This is a genomic window from Curtobacterium sp. MCLR17_007 (assembly GCF_003234655.2).
Lineage (GTDB): Bacteria > Actinomycetota > Actinomycetes > Actinomycetales > Microbacteriaceae > Curtobacterium.
The window spans coordinates 492779-510658 of record NZ_CP126271.1 but is presented as its reverse complement, the minus strand read 5'-3'; the positions used below and the strand labels follow the sequence as shown (position 1 = coordinate 510658).

Annotated in this window: 17 protein-coding genes; 2 read left to right on the top strand and 15 right to left on the bottom strand. The window is 71.7% G+C overall.

The window, feature by feature from the left end; genetic code table 11:
• The first annotated feature begins 91 nt into the window (after positions 1 to 91).
• Complete coding sequence (locus DEJ13_RS02510; RefSeq protein ID WP_111107953.1) at positions 92 to 295, top strand: hypervirulence associated TUDOR domain-containing protein; 204 nt, start codon at positions 92 to 94, stop codon at positions 293 to 295.
• Positions 296 to 298: 3 nt separating this feature from the next.
• Here DEJ13_RS02510 and DEJ13_RS02505 read toward each other — a convergent pair whose 3' ends face one another.
• Together DEJ13_RS02505 and DEJ13_RS02500 are read right to left on the bottom strand one after the other, a co-directional pair.
• Positions 299 to 1033, bottom strand: a complete 735-nt coding sequence (locus DEJ13_RS02505; RefSeq protein ID WP_181437129.1) for a DedA family protein — start codon at positions 1031 to 1033, stop codon at positions 299 to 301.
• Between the two features lie 69 nt (positions 1034 to 1102).
• Positions 1103 to 2266 carry an ROK family transcriptional regulator gene (locus DEJ13_RS02500; RefSeq protein WP_181437130.1) on the bottom strand — a complete coding sequence of 388 codons (1164 nt, stop codon included), beginning with the start codon at positions 2264 to 2266 and terminating at the stop codon, positions 1103 to 1105.
• A 36-nt stretch (positions 2267 to 2302) separates the two neighbouring features.
• On the opposite strand from DEJ13_RS02500, the gene DEJ13_RS02495 reads away from it, so the two are divergent.
• Positions 2303 to 3994, top strand: a complete 1692-nt coding sequence (locus tag DEJ13_RS02495) for a beta-N-acetylhexosaminidase (RefSeq protein ID WP_111107956.1) — start codon at positions 2303 to 2305, stop codon at positions 3992 to 3994.
• A 218-nt stretch (positions 3995 to 4212) separates the two neighbouring features.
• Here DEJ13_RS02495 and DEJ13_RS02490 read toward each other — a convergent pair whose 3' ends face one another.
• The 13 genes from DEJ13_RS02490 to DEJ13_RS02430 form a co-directional block, all read right to left on the bottom strand.
• Positions 4213 to 6315 (bottom strand): PTS fructose transporter subunit IIABC, encoded by a 2103-nt coding sequence (locus tag DEJ13_RS02490; protein WP_111107957.1) that lies wholly within the window; start codon positions 6313 to 6315, stop codon positions 4213 to 4215.
• Positions 6312 to 7382 carry a 1-phosphofructokinase family hexose kinase gene (locus DEJ13_RS02485; protein ID WP_111107958.1) on the bottom strand — a complete coding sequence of 357 codons (1071 nt, stop codon included), beginning with the start codon at positions 7380 to 7382 and terminating at the stop codon, positions 6312 to 6314. The genes DEJ13_RS02490 and DEJ13_RS02485 overlap by 4 nt, the downstream gene beginning before the upstream one ends.
• Complete coding sequence (locus DEJ13_RS02480) at positions 7379 to 8167, bottom strand: DeoR/GlpR family DNA-binding transcription regulator (protein WP_111107959.1); 789 nt, start codon at positions 8165 to 8167, stop codon at positions 7379 to 7381. Before DEJ13_RS02480 ends, DEJ13_RS02485 begins: the two co-directional genes overlap by 4 nt.
• A gap of 311 nt (positions 8168 to 8478) precedes the next feature.
• A complete protein-coding gene (locus DEJ13_RS02475) occupies positions 8479 to 9351 on the bottom strand; it encodes a carbohydrate ABC transporter permease (protein WP_258374191.1) in 873 nt (290 codons plus the stop codon).
• Positions 9348 to 10373: a carbohydrate ABC transporter permease gene (locus DEJ13_RS02470; protein WP_111107960.1), complete on the bottom strand. Its 1026-nt coding sequence runs from the start codon at positions 10371 to 10373 to the stop codon at positions 9348 to 9350. The genes DEJ13_RS02475 and DEJ13_RS02470 overlap by 4 nt, the downstream gene beginning before the upstream one ends.
• Before the next feature lie 3 nt (positions 10374 to 10376).
• The gene (locus tag DEJ13_RS02465) at positions 10377 to 11702 is read right to left on the bottom strand and encodes a sugar ABC transporter substrate-binding protein (protein ID WP_220037616.1); all 1326 of its coding nucleotides are present in this window, start codon (positions 11700 to 11702) and stop codon (positions 10377 to 10379) included.
• A gap of 326 nt (positions 11703 to 12028) precedes the next feature.
• Positions 12029 to 13216 (bottom strand): ABC transporter permease, encoded by a 1188-nt coding sequence (locus DEJ13_RS02460; RefSeq protein WP_111107962.1) that lies wholly within the window; start codon positions 13214 to 13216, stop codon positions 12029 to 12031.
• Positions 13213 to 13989 carry an ABC transporter ATP-binding protein gene (locus DEJ13_RS02455; RefSeq protein WP_111107963.1) on the bottom strand — a complete coding sequence of 259 codons (777 nt, stop codon included), beginning with the start codon at positions 13987 to 13989 and terminating at the stop codon, positions 13213 to 13215. The genes DEJ13_RS02460 and DEJ13_RS02455 overlap by 4 nt, the downstream gene beginning before the upstream one ends.
• The gene (locus DEJ13_RS02450) at positions 13986 to 15038 is read right to left on the bottom strand and encodes an efflux RND transporter periplasmic adaptor subunit (RefSeq protein ID WP_111107964.1); all 1053 of its coding nucleotides are present in this window, start codon (positions 15036 to 15038) and stop codon (positions 13986 to 13988) included. Before DEJ13_RS02450 ends, DEJ13_RS02455 begins: the two co-directional genes overlap by 4 nt.
• On the bottom strand, positions 15035 to 15505 hold the full coding sequence (locus DEJ13_RS02445) for a hypothetical protein (RefSeq protein WP_146245316.1): 471 nt from the start codon (positions 15503 to 15505) through the stop codon (positions 15035 to 15037). The genes DEJ13_RS02450 and DEJ13_RS02445 overlap by 4 nt, the downstream gene beginning before the upstream one ends.
• On the bottom strand, positions 15505 to 16026 hold the full coding sequence (locus DEJ13_RS02440; RefSeq protein ID WP_111107966.1) for a hypothetical protein: 522 nt from the start codon (positions 16024 to 16026) through the stop codon (positions 15505 to 15507). Before DEJ13_RS02440 ends, DEJ13_RS02445 begins: the two co-directional genes overlap by 1 nt.
• 47 nt (positions 16027 to 16073) lie before the next feature.
• Positions 16074 to 17225, bottom strand: coding sequence for a sensor histidine kinase (locus DEJ13_RS02435; RefSeq protein WP_146245317.1), 1152 nt, complete (start codon positions 17223 to 17225; stop codon positions 16074 to 16076).
• The gene (locus DEJ13_RS02430) at positions 17222 to 17875 is read right to left on the bottom strand and encodes a response regulator transcription factor (RefSeq protein WP_111107968.1); all 654 of its coding nucleotides are present in this window, start codon (positions 17873 to 17875) and stop codon (positions 17222 to 17224) included. The genes DEJ13_RS02435 and DEJ13_RS02430 overlap by 4 nt, the downstream gene beginning before the upstream one ends.
• Between the last annotated feature and the right edge of the window lie 5 nt (positions 17876 to 17880).

Sequence of the window (17880 nt, the reverse complement as noted above, 5' to 3'; positions counted from 1 at the left end):
TGACTTCGTGACCGGGGGTACATCCCTGCATTCATGCGGATGCATCGGGGTCTAACATCCGTGCAACACACCGAGACGGAAGGACGGGCTCATGGCGATGTCGAAGGGCGACGAGGTGCACTGGAACACCTCCCAGGGGAAGACGACCGGCACGTTGGTCGAGCAGAAGACGAAGGACTTCACGTTCGACGGACAGCACTTCAAGCCGACCGAAGACGACCCCTACTGGATCGTCGAGTCGGAGAAGTCCGGCAAGCAGGCTGCGCACAAGGAGTCCGCGCTCACCAAGGCGTGACGCTCAGTCGTTCGCGGGTGTCGCACGTCGGCGCCCGCGAGCCGCGCCGGCCTCGGGTTCCGCCGCGCCCACGGCTCGCCCCTGGGCGCGCTCTCCCCGGGCACGGCGGACGCGCCGCACCACGAAGGTGACGACGACGACAGCGATCGCGACGTAGAGCACCCGGTCGATCCACTCGGTGTACTGCTCGACCTTGTCGTACTGGGTCCCGAAGGCGGCGCCGAGCAGCACCAGGCCGCTGTTCCAGATGCCGCTCGCGATGATCGTGAACACCGAGAACGTGCCGAGGTGCATCCGGTCGGCGCCGGCAGGCAGCGAGATGAGGCTCCGCACGATCGGCACGAACCGGCCGAAGAACACCGCGCTCCGGCCGTGCCGGTGGAACCACGCGGCGGCCTTGCGGAAGTCGTCCTCGTCGACGAGCGGCAGCCGGCCGAGCCACCGGACGGTGCGCTCGAAGCCGATCACCCGCCCGAGCCAGTACAGCACCAGCGCCCCGACGTAGGACCCCAGCGTCGCGAGGACCAGCACGAGCACCAGGTTCATCCGACCGGCTCCGGCGAGGAAGCCCGCGAGCGGCAGGATGAGCTCGGACGGGATCGGCGGGAAGACCGTCTCGACGAACAGCATGAGCGCGACGCCCCACTCCCCGAGCAGGTCGATCAGCTGCAGCACGAGCCCCGACAGCCCACCCATCTCAGTGTCGGAGGGCGCGGCGGCGGCGAGGGCAGTCGTCATGCCGCCCATCATTGCTGAGTGCCCTGACAGCTTCCGCAGAAGCCCGTGCGGATCAGCCCCCGAGTCGGATCAGCCCCCGAGTCCCATGTGCGTCGACCGGACGTGGGTCAGCGACCGGGCCAGGGCGCCCCGGGCGACGGCGTCACGACCGACGCTCGACGGCACGATCGGCACGGGGTGGCGGAGCATCGGTGCGACGACCTCGGAGAGCGCCGCGCAGAACACCTCGGCCGCTGGAAGCACCTCGCCACCGACGACGACCACCTCGGGGTCGAGCGTGGCCACGAGCTGCGCCACACCGGTCGCGACGTCCTCCGCCAGCGAGCGCACCACCCTCTCGGCGACGGCGTCGCCGTGCCCGGCCGCCACCATGACGGACTCCAGGTCCATGCCGGAGGGGATCCGGGCCTCCAGGCGGGCGGGGGCTGCGGGCCAGCCGGTCGACGGCAGACCGCCCACCTCGCCGGCCGCGCCGTGCGCCCCGCGCGCCAGTACGCCGTCGACCAGGAACGCCGCACCGATCTGCCGACCCATCACCAGCCAGAGCGCGTCGCGGGCACCACGGAAGCCGCCCCACATCGCCTCGGCGGTGGCGGCGAGCTTGGCGTCGTTGTCGAAGAACGTCGTCGCGGTCGGGAACAGGTCCTGGATCCGGCCGGGCACCCGGCTCTCGACCCACTCCGGCACCGCGATCGTGTAGTCGATCGCACCGCTGCGGTCGACCACGGCCGGCACGCCGAACGTCGCCGCGAGGAGCCGTCCGGCCCCCTCGGTCGAGGTCAGGCGGCGGACCACCTCCTGCACGCTCGTCCACGCCTGGTCCGCCGATGCCAGGTTCGGGTAGACCTCGTCGACACGGGCGATCTGTTCGCCCCGCAGGTCGGCGAGGACGCCCACGATGCCGTGGAGCCCCAGGTCGACGCCGAGCACCGACCCCGCCGAGGCGTCGGCGCGGAACCGCTTCGCGCGTCGGCCGGCCTTGTTCGGGGTGGCGATGGCCTCGGCCTCGCGCACCCAGCCCTGCGCGACCAGGTCGGCGAGCGAGGCCTCGACCGTGGGCCGCGAGAGCCCGACCAGGCGCGTCAGCTCGGTCACCGTGAACGAGGTCGGCGCACCCGACGCGCCGTCGTCGCGGAACAACTCGTCGAGGACGGCCCGCGAGTTGATCAGCCGCAGGGTCGCGGGCGTGCTCCCGACGACCCCGTTCGGGATCGTTGACAGCGTCTCGGTCACGGCCATAGCCTCCACATTACGAAAGATCATTGAGGAATGGTGGACGCCGACATGCTCATCCCCCGCCCGCGCCTGTCGACACCCGGTGTCGGCGCGTTCGAGATCACCCCGTCGACCCGCGTCGTCGCGGATGCCCCGAGCGAGTCCGTCCGACTGTACCTGCAGCAGACGCTCCGGGGATCGACCGGGCTGCCGGTCCGTGACGCCGACGCCGACGGGCCGGACACCATCGTCCTGCGGGTCGCGCCGACCGGGCTGCCCGAGGGCCCTGGTGGGTCCGTCGCCGAGTCCTTCCGGCTGGTCGTCTCGCCGAAACGCGTCGAGGTCGTCGGGGGGACGGCAGCCGGGGTCTTCTACGGCGTCCAGGCGCTGCTGCAGCTGCTGCCCGCCGACGTGTACCGCAAGGGGCGCGTCGGCACCGGACCCTGGACCGTTCCCGCGCAGACCGTCGAGGACGCGCCCGCCTTCGCCTGGCGGGGCGTGATGCTCGACGTCGTCCGGCACTTCCGCACCAAGGCCGAGGTCCTGCGCGTCATCGACCAGCTCGCCGCCCACCGCATCAACACGCTGCACTTCCACCTGACCGACGACCAGGGCTGGCGCATCGAGGTCCGGAAGTACCCGCGTCTGACCGAGGTCGGGTCGTGGCGTCGCGAGTCGCAGGTCGGCGCGCACGTCACCGACGACGCCGGTGTGCTCCGCCCGCAGTCCTTCGACGGCCGTCCGCACGGCGGCCACTACACGCAGGACGACCTGCGCGAGATCATCGCCTACGCCGCCGACCGCTTCGTCACGGTGGTCCCCGAGATCGAGACCCCCGGCCACGTCCGCGCCGCCCTCGCCGCGTACCCGTCGCTCGGAGTCACCGGGCAGCCGGTCGAGGTCTGGACCGAGTGGGGCATCGCCGACGACGTCCTGAACGCCGAGGACAGCACGATCGACTTCTTCCGCGACGTGCTCGACGAGGTCATCGACCTGTTCCCCAGCGCCTACATCGGGCTGGGCGGCGACGAGTGCCCCAAGGTGCAGTGGGAGGCCGATCCCCGCACGCAGGAGCGCATCCGCTCGCTCGGCCTGGCCGACGAGGAACAGCTGCAGGCATGGGTCATCGGGCAGCTCGCGGCGCACATCGAGTCCCGCGGGCGGCGGGCGTTCGGCTGGGACGAGATCCTCGAGGGCGGCACCCTCGCCCCGTCGGCCACGGTCGTCTCGTGGCGCGGGCTGCGCGGAGCGACCACGGCGGCGAAGCGCGGGCACGACGTCATCTCGACGCCGGACGACCAGGTGTACCTGGACTACCGGCAGAGCGACCTGCCGAACGAGCCGATCCCGATCGCCATCGTGCTGTCCGTCGACGACGTCTTCCGCTTCGACCCGGTCCCCGACGACCTGACCGAGGCCGAGCGGGCGCACGTCATCGGTGGCCAGGGCAACATGTGGACCGAGCACGTGGACGACGTCCGCAAGCTCGACTACCAGCTGTTCCCCCGCGTGGTCGCCCTGTCCGAGGCGCTGTGGTCCGCCGACGTCACCGGCCCGCGCGACCTCGCCGAGTTCCGGGGGCGGCTGGCCGAGCACCTCGCCCGGCTCGAGGCCATGGGCATCGAGTACCGCCACGAGACGGGGCCGTTGCCGTGGCAGGAGCGCCCGGGGGTGCCGGGCCGGCCGTCGTCGCGCGAGGAGCGCTCGGCCTACATCGACGCGGTCACGGCGAACATCGCCGACTGACGCCGGGCGGCGCCTCGCGCTGCTCGTGCTGCGCGCCGAATTGGTCAGGTTCCACAACTCGCCGCTCAGGTTCGCTCAGGTTCCACGAGCGCCCCGTCAGTGCGGTCGAGATGCCAGAATTCTGGAACCGCGACGGCACACGGACGGCGACCTCGGGACCACACGACGGACGGGAGGCCCGGTGCCAGCTGGCACCGGGCCTCCCGTCCGACAGGTGGCTACGCGGCCACCGGCGTGCGCTGTCCGACCGTCTCGCCGGCCACGGCGGCCTCGTCGGCCGCTGCGGCGTCCGCAGCGGGTGCCCGACGCACCCACTTCTTCAGCCCGACCAGCACCAGCGCGGACATGATCGTGCCCGCCAGGATCGCCACGATGAACATCGCCACGTCCCCGATCGCGAAGAACACGAAGATCCCACCGTGCGGGGCTCGCGACGTCACGCCGGCGCCCATCGAGATCGCTCCGGTGACCGCGGCGCCGATCATCGAGGCGGGGATGACGCGCAGCGGGTCGGCCGCGGCGAACGGGATCGCGCCCTCGGAGATGAACGACGCGCCGAGCAGCCACGCGGCCTTGCCGTTCTCGCGCTCGGGCTTGGTGAAGCCCTTCCGGTACAGCACCGTCGATGCCAGCGCGAGCGCCAGCGGCGGGACCATGCCGGCGGCCATGACCGCGGCCATGATCTCGAACGGCACGACGTTGGTGGCGGTCCCCGCACCGAGCCCGGCGACGGCGAACGCGTAGGCGACCTTGTTGACCGGGCCGCCCAGGTCGAACGCCATCATCAGGCCGAGGATGATGCCGAGCAGGATGGCCGAGGCACCGGAGAGCGAGTTGAGGAAGCCGGTCAGCTGCGTCATCAGCCAGGCGATCGGACCGCCGAGCACGAGCAGCAGCAGCCCCGAGGCGATGATCGACGCGAACAGCGGGATGATCACGACGGGCATCAGGCCGCGCAGCCAGCGCCAGACCGGGATGCGCCCGATCCAGTACGCGGCGGCACCGGCGATGAGGCCACCGACCAGGCCACCGAGGAACCCGGCGTTCATGAAGACGGCGATCGACCCGGCGACGAACCCGGGAGCGATGCCCGGACGGTCGGCCATGGCGTAGGCGATGTACCCGGCGAGCGCCGCGACCAGGAACCCGAGCGAGACGCCACCGATCTGGAACGCGGCGGCACCGAGGTAGTACGCCAGACCCTGCGGCGGCAGGTTCAGCAGCGTGTAGTTCGTCAGCGTGTAGACGGCGTTGTTCTGTCCGGAGTCGCCGTGGGTCAGCGCGATGCCGTACCCGGCGAGCAGGAAGCCGAGCGCGATGAGCAGGCCACCGCCGGCGACGAACGGGATCATGTAGCTGACACCGGTCAGCAGCCAGCGCTTCAGGGACTGCCCGAAGTGCTCGTCCTTGGCGGTGCTGCTGGACGCGTCGCCGACGGTGCCGGAGACGCGAGCGGCGTTCGGGTCGTCGGCGGCACGGAGCGCCTCGGCGATCATCGCGTCGGGCTCGTCCACGCCGCGCTTGACCGGGCCGGACACCAGCGGCTTGCCCGCGAAGCGCGAGCGGTCGCGCACGTCGACGTCCACGGCGAAGACCACTGCGTCGGCACGGGCGATGAGCGCGGGGTCGAGGGGCTCGACCTGCGAGGACCCCTGCGTCTCGACGTGCATCTCGGCGCCCGCGCGCTGTGCGGCTGCGACGAGGGCGTCGGCCGCCATGTAGGTGTGCGCGATGCCGGTCGGGCAGGCCGTCACGCCCACGATGACCTTCCGGCCGGCTGCCGGTGCCGTGGTCGGCGCGGCCGGACCGGAGGCCAGGGGTGCGCCCGTCACGCCGGCGTCGGCGACCTCGCCGGTCACCTCGCGGTCCACCAGGTCGACGATCTCCTGCTGCGTGGTCGCGGCGCGGAGGGCGGCGGTGAAGTCGTCGCGGATGAGCGCACGCGCGAGGGTCGAGAGGACCGTCAGGTGGTCCTTGTCGGCCCCCTCGGGCACGGCGATCATGAAGACCAGGTCCGCGTCGCCGTCCGGAGCACCGAAGGGGACCGTCCGCGCCAGGCGGGACATCGCCAGTGTGGGCTCGGTGACCGAGGACGACCGGGCGTGCGGGATGGCGATGCCCCCGGGGACGCCGGTGCCGACGGACGCCTCGCGCTTGATGGCGTCGGCGGCGAGGGTCGCACCCGATGCCGCGCGGCCACTGGCGGCGACGCGGTCGGCGAGGACGCGGATGACGTCCGCCGACGTGGCGCCGAGGTCCTCGTCGAGGCCGACGAGGGGGACGCTGATCAGGCCCGGACTCGTGTCTCGCGGAGTGGTCATGGTGTGCTCCTTTGCAGTGACGCAGTGGGGGTTCGTGGGGTGGTGTCGGTGGGGGTTCGTGGGGTGGTGTCGGTGCGGGTTCGTGCGGTGGTGAGCCGGGTGACCGTGACGGCGCCCGGGTCGGTGTGGTCGAGCGCGGGGACGTCACTGCCTGGCAGGGCCGCTGCAGCCGCGCCCGTGGCGACCGCCTGGGCGAGCCGTTCGCCCGGCGGTGCTCCGGCGACCTCGGCGAGCAGGTAGCCGGCGAGCGAGGAGTCCCCCGCGCCGACCGTCGAGCGGGCCGTGATCACGGGGGCCGCCGCGGCGAAGGCGCCCTCGGGGCCGACCAGCACGGCGCCAGCGCTGCCGAGCGTCAGCAGGACGCTCTCGACCCCGCGTGCACGCAGGCCTTCGGCCGCTGCGGCCGCGAGCCCGTGGTCGCGTTCGTAGACCTCGGGGTCGCCGCCGACGATCTCGGCCAGCTCCTCGGCGTTCGGCTTGACCAGGTCGATCCGCTCGCCGGACCGCAGCAGCGCGGTGAACGCGACGCCGGACGAGTCGACCGCGATCTTCACGTCGTCGCCGTGGCGCGCGCGGACGGCGCGGACCAGGACGGCGAGGGCGTCGTCGGGCAGCCCCGGGGGCAGCGAGCCCGCGATGACGACCCACCGTGCAGCGGGTCCGGTCGCGGTGGCACCGGCGGTGTCGGCCACGAGTGCCGCCAGGTCGTCGAGGCGCCCGGCGAGCGAGGGCCCGGGCTCGTTGAGCTTCGTGGTGGTCCCGGTCGGCTCGGTCACCGTGACGTTGGACCGCAGCGGGGCGCCGATCGGCAGCGCGGCGGTGGGGATGCCGCGGGTGGCCAGACCGACGAGCACGGGGTCCAGGTCGTCGCCGGGCAGGACCGCGATCGTGTCCCCGCCGCTGGCGACGACGACCCGCGAGACGTTGACGCCCTTGCCGCCCGGCTCAGCCGTGGTGCGCGTCGCGCGCTGGACCGAACCGCGCTGCAGCTCGCCGGCCAGCTCGATCGTGCGGTCGAGCGAGGGGTTCGGGGTGACGGTGACGATCCGGGTGCTGGGCTCGTTCATGCGACGACCACCTCGACGTCGGCGTCGGCCAGCGCGACGGCCAGGTCGGCGGGCGGCTGCTCGTCGGTGACGAGCGTGTCGATCTCGTCCAGCCGCGCGAACCGCATCAGCGCCTCGACGCCGTGCTTGGCCGCGTCGGCGAGCACGACGCTGCGACGGGCGGCGAGCACGTACGCGCCCTTGACGCCGGCCTCGTACTCGTCCGGCGTGCTCAGGCCGAAGCCGGCGGACAGGCCGTTCGTGCCGACGAAGGCGATGTCCGGACGGAGCGCGCCGATCTGCTCGACGGTGGCGGTGCCGACCGCGGCGCTCGTGACGCCGCGCACCCGACCGCCGAGCAGGTGCAGTTCGACGTGCTCGCTGTGCTGCAGGGTCGCGGCGATCGGGACGGAGTTCGTGACGACGGTCAGGGTCGCTCCGGGGGTGGCGGGTTCCCACCGGGCGAGCTCGGAGGCGACGGCGGCGCACGTGGTGCCCGCGTCGAGGGCGATCGAGCCGGTGAACGTCGGGGGCACCAGGCGCATCGCGGCCCGGGCGATCGCGGACTTGGCCGATCCGTGCTGGCCCTCGCGCTCGGCGACGGAGAGCTCGACGACGCTGGAACGCCCGACGGGGACCGCTCCCCCGTGCACGCGGCGCAGGACCCCGGCGGTCTCGAGCAGGTCCAGGTCGCGGCGGACGGTCTCGGTGGTGACGTCGAAGTGCTCGGCGAGGTCGGCGACGGAGACCCGGCCGGCGCTGTGCAGCTGCGCGGCGATCTCGTCGTGACGCTCCGTTGCGTACATGCCCGAACTCCTTCGTTCCTGTTGGTTCCGAGCACCATACGTCGAGAACCCACACGAACGCAACCATCCGTGCCGAATCCCACACGCCCGAAGACGCGCCCTCCTTTCCTTCAGGTGCCGTAATTACGGCACCTCAGGGCGCCCTACGGGTAACACGTGGAACCTCGGCGGGTGTCAGCGGCGAGTCGTGGCACGGCGGTCACCTCGACCGGCTCGGGACGGACGCCACGACGGACGGGAGGCCCGGTGCCAGCTGGCACCGGGCCTCCCGTCCGCATCGGAGCGGCCCGCGGCCCACGGCCGCCCCGGCGTCACCCCTTGACGGCCCCCGCCGTCATGCCGGACACCAGGCGCCGCTGCACGATCAGGAAGAAGACCACGACGGGCAGGCTGAACAGCACGCTCGCCGCCATCAGCCCGCCGAAGTCCGTGCCCTTGTTCGTGGAGAACCCGGCGAGCCACACCGGCAGCGTGTACATCGACTGGTCCTTGAGCATCACGTACGCGGTCAGGTAGTCGTTCCACGCGGCGATGAACGCGAACACGCTCGTGGCGATCACCCCGGGCAGCACGAGCGGGAAGAGCACGCTCCACAGGATGCGGAACGTCCCCGCGCCGTCGGTCTTCGCCGCCTCCTCGATCTCGATCGGGACCGCGACGAAGAACCCGCGCATCACCCAGATCGAGAACGGCAGCACGCTCGCGACGTACGCCAGGATCAGCCCGATGTAGCTGTTGAGCAGCCCGAGGGACTGGAACGACAGGAACAGCGGGATGAGCAGGGCGCCCGACGGGATCATCTGCACGAACAGGATGCCGACCAGGATCGCCCGGCGCCCGCGGAACCGGAACCGCGACAGCGCCGCCGAGGCCAGGAACCCGACCACGATCGACAGCAGCACCGCGGCCACCACCACGATCGCCGAGTTCCGCAGGTAGACCAGGAAGCCCTCCTGCGTCAGCGCCCTGGTGAAGTTCTCGATCGTGGGGTGCAGGGGGAACCAGATCGGGGTCATGGTGGTGACCTCGTCCGCCGGCTTGAACGCGGTGTTCACCATCCAGTAGATCGGGAACACCCACACCAGGCAGAACAGCACGGCCAGCGTGTTCGCGAGCACCCGGGGCTTCGGCTTGCGGGCCCGGGCGACGGGTCGGGCGCCGGGTCGGGTCACGGAGCTGGTCACAGGTCCTCCTCGCCGCTACGGACGAGCCGGCGGATGTAGTAGCTGGTGAGCACGCCGAGGATCGCCGTCGAGATGACCGCGATCGCGGCACCCTGGCCGTACGCGTTCGAGACGAACGACTTGACGAAGGTCCAGATGCCGAGGGTCAGGGTCGAGTCCTCGGGGCCGCCCCGCGTCAGCAACCAGATCTGGTTGAACACGTTGAAGTCCCAGATCACCGACAGGATCGTCACGAGCAGCAGCGTCGGTGCGAGCGCGGGCAGCGTGATCGCCCGGTACATCGCCCAGGTCGTGGCGCCGTCGAGCGCCCCGGCCTCGTAGTACTCGGGCGCGATCTGCGACTGGGCCGCGTAGAGCGTCAGCGCCACGAAGGGCACCGCCTGCCAGATCACGAGCGTGAGCACGATGGTGTACGCCTGCGCCGGGTGCGACGCCCAGTTGTCCTGGGTGTGGTCGCCGAACACCCGCATCTGGGTGATCAGCCAGTTGAGCACGCCGTAGAACGGCTGGAAGAGCCACTGCCAGACCAGGCTCGACGCGACGTTCGGCATCGCCCACGCCAGCACGAGCACCACGCTGACGACCGTGCGCATCGCGACCCCGAGCCGCGTCAGCAGCTGCGACACCGCCATGCCGATGACGAGCGTGCCGAGCACCATCGACGCGGTGACGACGACGGTGCGCAGGATCACCGGCCAGAAGCTGGCGTCGGTGAGGACGTTCGTGTAGTTGGTCAGTCCGGCGAACCCCGCCTGGCCGGTGAAGATCGCCCGCAGGCCGTACTCCTGGAACGAGATCACGACCAGGCGGACGAGGGGGTACACCACCAGCGCGAGCAGGATGAGCGCTGCCGGTGCCAGCAGGAAGAGCGGTGCGCGCGAGGTGGTCACCGACCGCCGTCGCACCCGCGGCCCGCGACCGGGTCGGCCCGGTGCGGGTGGGACGGCGACCGGGGGCTGCCCCGCGCCGGCGACCGGCCCGGCCGCAGCCGAGCCGGTCGCCGTGTCAGCAGTCGAAGTCATCGACTACAGGCTCGCGTTGAGCGCCGAGGTGAGGTGCTTCGAGAAATCAGTCGCCGATTCCTCCGCCGACTTCCGGCCGGTGGCGACGTCCGCGAACATCGACTGGAAGCTCGCGTCACCCTCGATCGTCGCCCAGCCCGGCGTGGCCGGGGTCGGGCGGCTGGTCGACGCCGCTTCGAAGTACGGCTTGTGCAGCGCATCGACGTCACCCGCGACGGCCTTGAGCAGCTGCGTCGAGTTCGGCTCCCACCCGTCGACACCGAAGACCTGGTCCTGCTGGAACTTCTTCGAGGTCAGGATCTTCATGTAGTACAGCGCCAGGTCCGGGTTGGCCGACTTGGCGGGGATGCCGAGGTCCGACCCACCCAGGAACACCGGCTGCGTGCCGCTGCCCGACATCGACGGCATCGGGAACGTGCCGATCTGGTCCGCGAGCTCGGGCTTGGCCGTGGTGACCGAGCCGATCTCCCACGCCGAGCCGAGGAAGGCCGACGTGTTGCCCTGCGCGAAGACGTCACTCTGCGACGGCTTGTCGGTGTTGATGTCCTGCGTCGAGCTGGCCGAGTAGGCGTTCTGGAACTGCTTCCACGCCTGGAGCCCCTTGACCGCCTTGGCCGAGTCGAGCGTGCCGGTCCACTTGCCGCCCTTCTCGGTCGCGATCTCGCCGCCGACGTCCCAGACCCACTGCAGCCCGCCGTACCAGTACTGCCCGGGCATGTAGAACGCGGAGAAGTCGCTCGCGGTGTTGGCGGCCTTCACCTTGTCGAGGTCGGCGGTCAGTTCCTGGTACGTGCTCGGCACCGAGGTCACCCCCGCGTCGGCCCAGACCTTCTTGTTGTAGACGACGGCCCGGTTGCCGGCGAAGAGCGGTGCGCCGTACAGCTTGCTGTCGACGGTGGCCGGCCCCTCGAGCCCGGAGAGCCAGTCCTGACCGCCCTTGAGCTCCGACGCGTACGGCGTGAGGTCCTTGAGCCCACCGGTGGCCGCGTAGACCGGTACCTGGGTGTTGCCGAGGTCGACGATGTCCGGGGCGTCCTGCTGCGCCAGGGCCGTCGTGAGCTTCGTGGTGATGCCGTCCCACTGCTGGAGCTGCACCTTCACCTTCGCCCCGGTGGCCTTCGTGAACTGCTGCTCGGCGGCGTCGAGCACCTTGGCGCTGAGGTCGCCGTTCATCATCCAGACGTTCAGCGTCTTGCCCTTGCCATCGGGCGTGCCGATGGACTTCGTCCCGCTGTCGGAAGCTCCGTTGCTTCCGGCGGAGCACCCGGCGAGGGCGAGCGCGGCCGCCAGGCCGAGCGCACCGAGTGCGGCGAATCGCGTGCGTGTCACGTTGACTCCCTTGGTCCGACCTTTATGAAAGGACGTTGCGTATTGGCAACAGAACACCCTCCCGATGCTCGTGTCAACCGTTGGATCGGTCCCTGTGGAGACATTCGATCCGCGTGTTTCCGGGGGATCACGGTCATCGAACGGATGGGGTGCAGGGCTTGACGAACTGGTCATGACCAGGGATGATCCGCGCGCCGCCGAACGGCAGCAGATCGGGCCGCCTGGAGGCCCGGTGCCGGTCCGTCGGACCGGCACCGGGCCTCCAGGCTGGCGCTTCCACCGCGCCGAACGCGCGCGCGGGTCCGCCGCGCCGAACCCACGCTCGGCTACACGGCGGCGAGCGCCGACGTGGGCGGGATGCGCGCCGCGCGCGCCGCCGGGTAGAGCCCGGACGCCCCGCCGATGACGACGGTCGCGCCGAGTCCACCCGCGACGGCCCAGAGCGGGACGGTGACGGGCCACCCCTGGCCGAGCGCGAAGACGACCGTCACGCCCACACCGATCACGACCCCGGCGATGCCACCGAGGAACGACAGCAGCAGGGACTCCACCAGGAACTGGTCGCGGATGTTCCGCCGGCGGGCACCCAGCGCACGCCGGACCCCGACCTCGGCGCGGCGTTCGAGCACGGTGATCACCATCGTGTTCGCGACACCGATCCCACCGACCAGCAGGGCGACCCCACCGATGCCGACCAGCAGCCCGGTGAACGAGTCGTCCGTCGCGTCCTTCGCGGCCAGGGCGTCCGACGGCCTGGTGACTCCGACGTCCTGCGGAGCACCCGGACGGATGGCCCCGGCGAGCACGTCGCGCGATGCCTCGACCCGGTCCGGGGCGACCCGGGTGTACACCGCGGTCGGCGCTCCGTCGAACCCGAGCTCGGTCGCCAGGCCGCGCGGGACGAAGACCTGGTTGTCGAGGTCGTCAGCGAGCGCCAGCGACTCGAGGACACCGACCACCTGCACCCACGAGCCGTTCATCCAGACGCGGCTGTCGGCGCGCACACGGTCGATCCCGAGTGCCCGTGCCGCCTCCGCACCGAGGACCACCTGCGGCGCGGCACCGACGCGGTCGTCGATCCACCGTCCGGCGTCGAGCGCCCCGCCGAGGACACCGGGGACGTCGCCCCACGCCGCCATCACGCCGATGCCCTTCGTCTCCACCTCGGGGACGAACGGCGATCGGTACACCCGGCCGTCCGCGACCTTCCCGACCGCCGCGGCCTGGCGGACGTCGTCCTGACGCAGCGCGGAGTCGAGTGCCGTCGACGGCAGCGGAGGCGCTTCGCCGTACCCCTGCGCCTGGGTGGCCGTCAGGACGTTGGTACCGAGTGCGTCGAGGACCTGGTCGAGCTTGGCCTTGCTCGACGACGAGATCCCGACGACCGCGATCATCGCCGCGATGCCGATCGCGATGCCGAGCGCCGACAGGACGACACGGCCGGGCCGCGTCCGGAGCCCGAACACACCGAGGCGGAGCAGGTCGCCGGCGCCGAGTCCACGACGGGCGCTCACCGGGCACCCCCGATCGCGAGCGCCAGCGCTGCCGCGTCGACGGCACCGGCGTCCTGTTCGACGACGCCGTCGCGCATCCGGACCTGCCGTGGCAGCGAGGCGGCGAGGTCGAGGTCGTGCGTGATCACGAGCACCGTCGTGCCGGCGGCGTTCAGCTCGCGGAGGAGAGCGAGGATCGCGGTGCCCGAGGCCGTGTCGAGCGCCCCCGTGGGTTCGTCGGCGAGCAGGACGGTCGGATCGCTGACGAGCGCCCGCGCGATCGCGACCCGCTGCTTCTCGCCGCCGGACAGCTGGTTGGGGCGGTGGTCGACGCGGTGTCCGAGGCCGACCCGCTCGAGCGCGGACACCGCGCGTCGGTGTCGTTCGCGCCGATCGGTCCCCCCGTACAACAGGCCGTCCGCGACGTTCTCCGCCGCGGTGGCCCCGGCCTGCAGGTGGAAGTGCTGGAACACGAACCCGATGTGCTCGGCGCGCAGGACGGACAGCGCGTCGTCGGTCATCGTGGCGACGTCGTTGCCGGCGATCGTGACCGTGCCCGAGGTCGGCCGGTCGAGCGTGCCGACGATGTTGAGCATGGTCGACTTGCCGGAGCCCGAGGGGCCGACGACGGCGACGAATTCACCCGCAGCCACGTCGAGCGACACCCCGCGCAGCGCACCCACGTCGCCGTAGGTCTTCGTGACCTCACGGAGCTCGAGGACCGGACACTCGGCGGTCGTCCGGGTGTTGGGGGTCGTCCGGGCGTTGGGGCTCGTCCGGGCGTTGGCGGTCATCCGGGCACCACGACCCGGTCGCCCGCGTGGACGGCCCCGCGGATCGCCACGCGACCGTCCGCGGTGAACCCCGCTTCGACGGCTGTGCGCTTCGTCGTGCCGTCCTTCCGCACGATGTCGACGGCGTACTTGCCGGCCCCGGTCGCCACGATCGCGGAGACCGGGACGGACAGGACGTCCTGTTCGGTCGTCCCCGCGACCTCGAGCTGTGCGGACGCCGCCGTCGGCAGGGCACGGTCCCCGGCGTCGAACCGCACCGTGACGTCGACCTTGTCGGCCGCGTCCTCGGCCGCGCTCGGTCGGACGTCCGAGACGGTGCCGTCGAGCGGCTCGCCGGCTCCGTTGATGCGGACCCGGACCGCCGTCCCGGCCGCGAGTCGTTCGGCATCGCGCTGTGCCACCGTCGCGGTGATGACACGTGACGGACTCGTGACCTGCATCACGTCACCGCCCGCCTGCTGCCCGACCCGGCCGCTGACGGAGGCGACGCGGACGTCACCGTCGGTGAACGCGACGTCGTCCGCCGTGAGTCGACCCGTGACGACGTGTCCGCGGTCTCGCTGCCACCGCTGCACGGCGCGCTGCGTCCGCGGTCCGAAGACCTCGTCCTGGGCGACGTCGTACCCGAGCGCCGCCAGGTTGGCGTTCAACTGCCGGACGTCGGTGCCCTTCACCCCCCGCTCGAGCGTGCGCCAGAGCGGCACCGTGCCGTGCATCGTCCGGACCGCACGCTCGTCGACCGCGTAGAGCTGCTCGTCGCGGTGGATGACGTCACCGGGCTTCGGCAGCCAGGTGAGGGTCCCCGTGGCGGCGGCGGCCACCCCGGTCGGCGACCCGTAGCCGAGCGTTCCTGCGAAGACCTTCGAGTCGGTCAGGTCGCCCTGCACGATGGTGGCCGTCGCGTGGTGCGCCCGGTGTCCGGCATCCGACGCGGCAGCCGGTGCGCCGCTCGATGCTCCGACGACTGCCCAGGTGCCGGCGCCGGCGGCGAGCGTCGCGACCAGACAGGTCGCGACGAGCGCGCCGCGGCGGAGTCGCGTGGTGCTCATCCTTCGTCTCCCTCGAGCGTCGCGGTGCACTGCTCGGAAACCTGTCGGTACGCCTCCGGGTCGTCCGGGGTGTACCCCGTGTTCGGTTCATCGGGGAAGTCCTCGAAGCCGTGCTCGCGCATGCACCTGGCGAGACGCTGCATCTGGGCCGGGGTGAGGCTGGCGGCCGGAGCGACGCCGGACTCGCCTGCGCCGGCATCGCCCTCCGCGCAGGCCTGGAAGTCCTGCTTCCACTGCTCCGCGTCGACGCCCGCGGGCGGGTCGAGGGTCTGGGTCCGGGAACGCGCGTCGGGCTCCGGTGTGTCGTAGCCCTTCGCCCGCAAGCACTCGGACAGGGTCTGTCCGCGGCCGTGTGGTCGCCCGGTCGAGTCGTCGTCGGGGACCTCGGTCGTGCAGGCGGTCAGGAGCAGGACCACCGGAAGCGCCAGGACCGGCCCGAGGACCCTCGTCGTTCGCGTGCGCCGCATCAGCCGACGCTCTGGGACCGGGTGTCGGGCGCGAACTCGGCAAGGCAGTCGTCCACGACGGTCTCGAACTGCGGCTCCGAACTGCGCTGGTACACGCTGGTGTTCAGGCTGCCCGGTTCCTGTTCCGGGAAGTCGTCGTACCCGTTCTCGCGGATGCAGTTGGCCACCTGCGCGTACTGCCGCTCCCACTTCTGCTGGTCGGCGGAACTCGCGCGCTCGACGCCGGCCTTCTCGGTGCAGGCCGACGCCGCTGCACTGAACGCGGCACGGTCGGCACCCGCGGGTGCCTTGGAGAGGCCGGCCTCGACGGCGGTGTCGTCGGGGTCCTCGACGTCGAAGCCAGCGTCCCGCATGCAGGAGCCCCACTTCGCGCCGACTCCGGAGCCCGCACTGGTGCCGGGGTCTGCGGACGGCTGGGTGGAACACGCGGCGACCGAGAACGGCAGCGTGACGGCGATGGCGGCGGCGACCAGCAGTGCTCGGCGACCGCGGAGGAGGTGGTGACGTGATGTGGTGTGCATGCAACCAGGACATCGCACACGGTGTTTCGGCAGCGGGGCGTGCAGCGTCACATCCGTGAAACACCGACACGGACCACCAGGCCACCGCCCTCCCGGGCCGTCAGGTCGAGTCGCCAACCGTGCGCCTGCACGATCGACGCGACGATCGACAGCCCCAGTCCGCTGTGCCGTCCGCCGGTCGGCGCGCCGGGACAGCGCCGGAAGGGTTCGACCAGCAGCGGCGCGGTCTCCGCGGGGACCACCGGCCCGGAGTTCTCGACGGTCAGTCCGTCATCATCGACTCGCACGTCGACGAAGCCACCGGGCACGTTGTACTCCAGGGCGTTCGTCACGAGGTTCACCACCAGTTGGCGCACCAGCGTCGGTTCGCCGCGCACCGCAGGAACGGCGGGCTCGTCGTTCACCGTCACGGTCACACCGTGCGCGGCGCCCGCCGAACCGGTCGCGACCTCGTGAGCGATCCGCCGCAGGTCGAGCGCCTCGGTCGAGTCCCCGAGCCCGCGGTCCGCCTCGGCCAGCACCAGCAGTGATTCGACCAGGTGTTCCGTCCGCCGGTTCTGTTCGAGCAACTCGGCCCGGACGGTGCCGATCTCGACGGCACCGGCATCGTCCGACAGCCCGATCTGCAGGGCGGCGCGCTGGACGGCCAGAGGCGTCCTGAGCTCGTGGGAGGCCTGGGCGACGAACCGGCGCTGACTCTCGAACGCGCTCTCGAGCCGGTCGAGCAGGTCGTCCACGGTGCGGGACAGCCGACGCAGCTCGTCGTCCGGGCCACCGAGCGCGATCCGCTCGTGCAGGTTCGAGGCGGTGATCCGGTTCGCCGTCGTCGTGATGGCGTCGATCGGCCGCAGCATGCGCCGACTGACGTACCACCCCACACCGCCGGCGACCACCCCGGCACCGGCGATCCCGACCGCCGACCACTGCCACTGCAGCACGGCGACGAGACGCACCGCCAACAGCGCGCCCTGATCGTCTGCGGCCTCGTCGGCACCTGGTGACGTGATCGCCACGGCGCCGCCAGGAACGGCCGGCGTCCCGTCGTCGGCAGCCGGACCAGCACTGGCGACGGCGAACGCCGTGCCGGCTCGGGAGATCGACATCACGTTCGTGAAGACGACCACCCCGGTCGCGAGCGCCATCGCCGCGGCGGCGAAGACGAGGGCGGTCCTTGCCCGGATGCTCCAGGTCCGTCTCACAACGCGTAGCCGGCACCGGGGACGGTCCGGATCGGGTCGGGATCGCCGAGCTTCCTGCGGAGCTTCGACATCGTGACGCGCACCGCCGTGGTGAACGGGTCGATGTTCATGTCCCAGACCTTCTCGAGCAGGTCCTCGGCAGAGACGACGCGACCGTCGGCGCGGAGCAGTTCCTCGAGCACGCCGAGCTCCTTCGCCGTCAGGTCGAGCGGGCGACCGTTCCGGGTGGCGATCCGCCGGTTGGTGTCGACGAGCAACCCCCCGCGTTCGAGCACCGGTGGGACGGCCGCGACGCTGCGCCGCCCGAGCGCACGGACGCGTGCGACGAGCTCCGGGTACTCGAAGGGCTTGGCGAGGTAGTCGTCGGCACCGAGTTCGAGGCCGTGCACCCGGTCACCCAGCGTGGTGGCCGCGGTGAGCATCAGGATCCGCGTGAGTCCCCGGCGCGCCGTGACGCGCCGGGCGACCTCGTCCCCGTGCATCCCCGGGACGTCACGGTCGAGCACGACCACGTCGTAGTCGTTGACGCTGAGCAGCTCGTCCGCGTCGTCGCCTCGGTACGCGACGTCGACCGCCATGTCCTGACGCTCGAGCCCCTTCGCTACCAGGTCCGCCAGTGCCGTCTCGTCGTCCACAACCAGGATCCGCATCGAAA

Excerpts from the sequence above, each read along its gene's own strand:
- DEJ13_RS02510 (WP_111107953.1), top strand. The coding sequence starts at position 92 with ATGGCGATGTCGAAGGGCGACGAGGTGCACTGGAACACCTCCCAGGGG.
- DEJ13_RS02505 (WP_181437129.1), bottom strand. The coding sequence starts at position 1,033 with ATGACGACTGCCCTCGCCGCCGCCGCGCCCTCCGACACTGAGATGGGT.
- DEJ13_RS02495 (WP_111107956.1), top strand. The coding sequence starts at position 2,303 with ATGGTGGACGCCGACATGCTCATCCCCCGCCCGCGCCTGTCGACACCC.
- DEJ13_RS02490 (WP_111107957.1), bottom strand. The coding sequence starts at position 6,315 with ATGACCACTCCGCGAGACACGAGTCCGGGCCTGATCAGCGTCCCCCTC.
- DEJ13_RS02485 (WP_111107958.1), bottom strand. The coding sequence starts at position 7,382 with ATGAACGAGCCCAGCACCCGGATCGTCACCGTCACCCCGAACCCCTCG.
- DEJ13_RS02480 (WP_111107959.1), bottom strand. The coding sequence starts at position 8,167 with ATGTACGCAACGGAGCGTCACGACGAGATCGCCGCGCAGCTGCACAGC.
- DEJ13_RS02470 (WP_111107960.1), bottom strand. The coding sequence starts at position 10,373 with ATGACTTCGACTGCTGACACGGCGACCGGCTCGGCTGCGGCCGGGCCG.
- DEJ13_RS02455 (WP_111107963.1), bottom strand. The coding sequence starts at position 13,989 with ATGACCGCCAACGCCCGGACGAGCCCCAACGCCCGGACGACCCCCAAC.
- DEJ13_RS02450 (WP_111107964.1), bottom strand. The coding sequence starts at position 15,038 with ATGAGCACCACGCGACTCCGCCGCGGCGCGCTCGTCGCGACCTGTCTG.
- DEJ13_RS02445 (WP_146245316.1), bottom strand. The coding sequence starts at position 15,505 with ATGCGGCGCACGCGAACGACGAGGGTCCTCGGGCCGGTCCTGGCGCTT.
- DEJ13_RS02440 (WP_111107966.1), bottom strand. The coding sequence starts at position 16,026 with ATGCACACCACATCACGTCACCACCTCCTCCGCGGTCGCCGAGCACTG.
- DEJ13_RS02430 (WP_111107968.1), bottom strand. The coding sequence starts at position 17,875 with ATGCGGATCCTGGTTGTGGACGACGAGACGGCACTGGCGGACCTGGTA.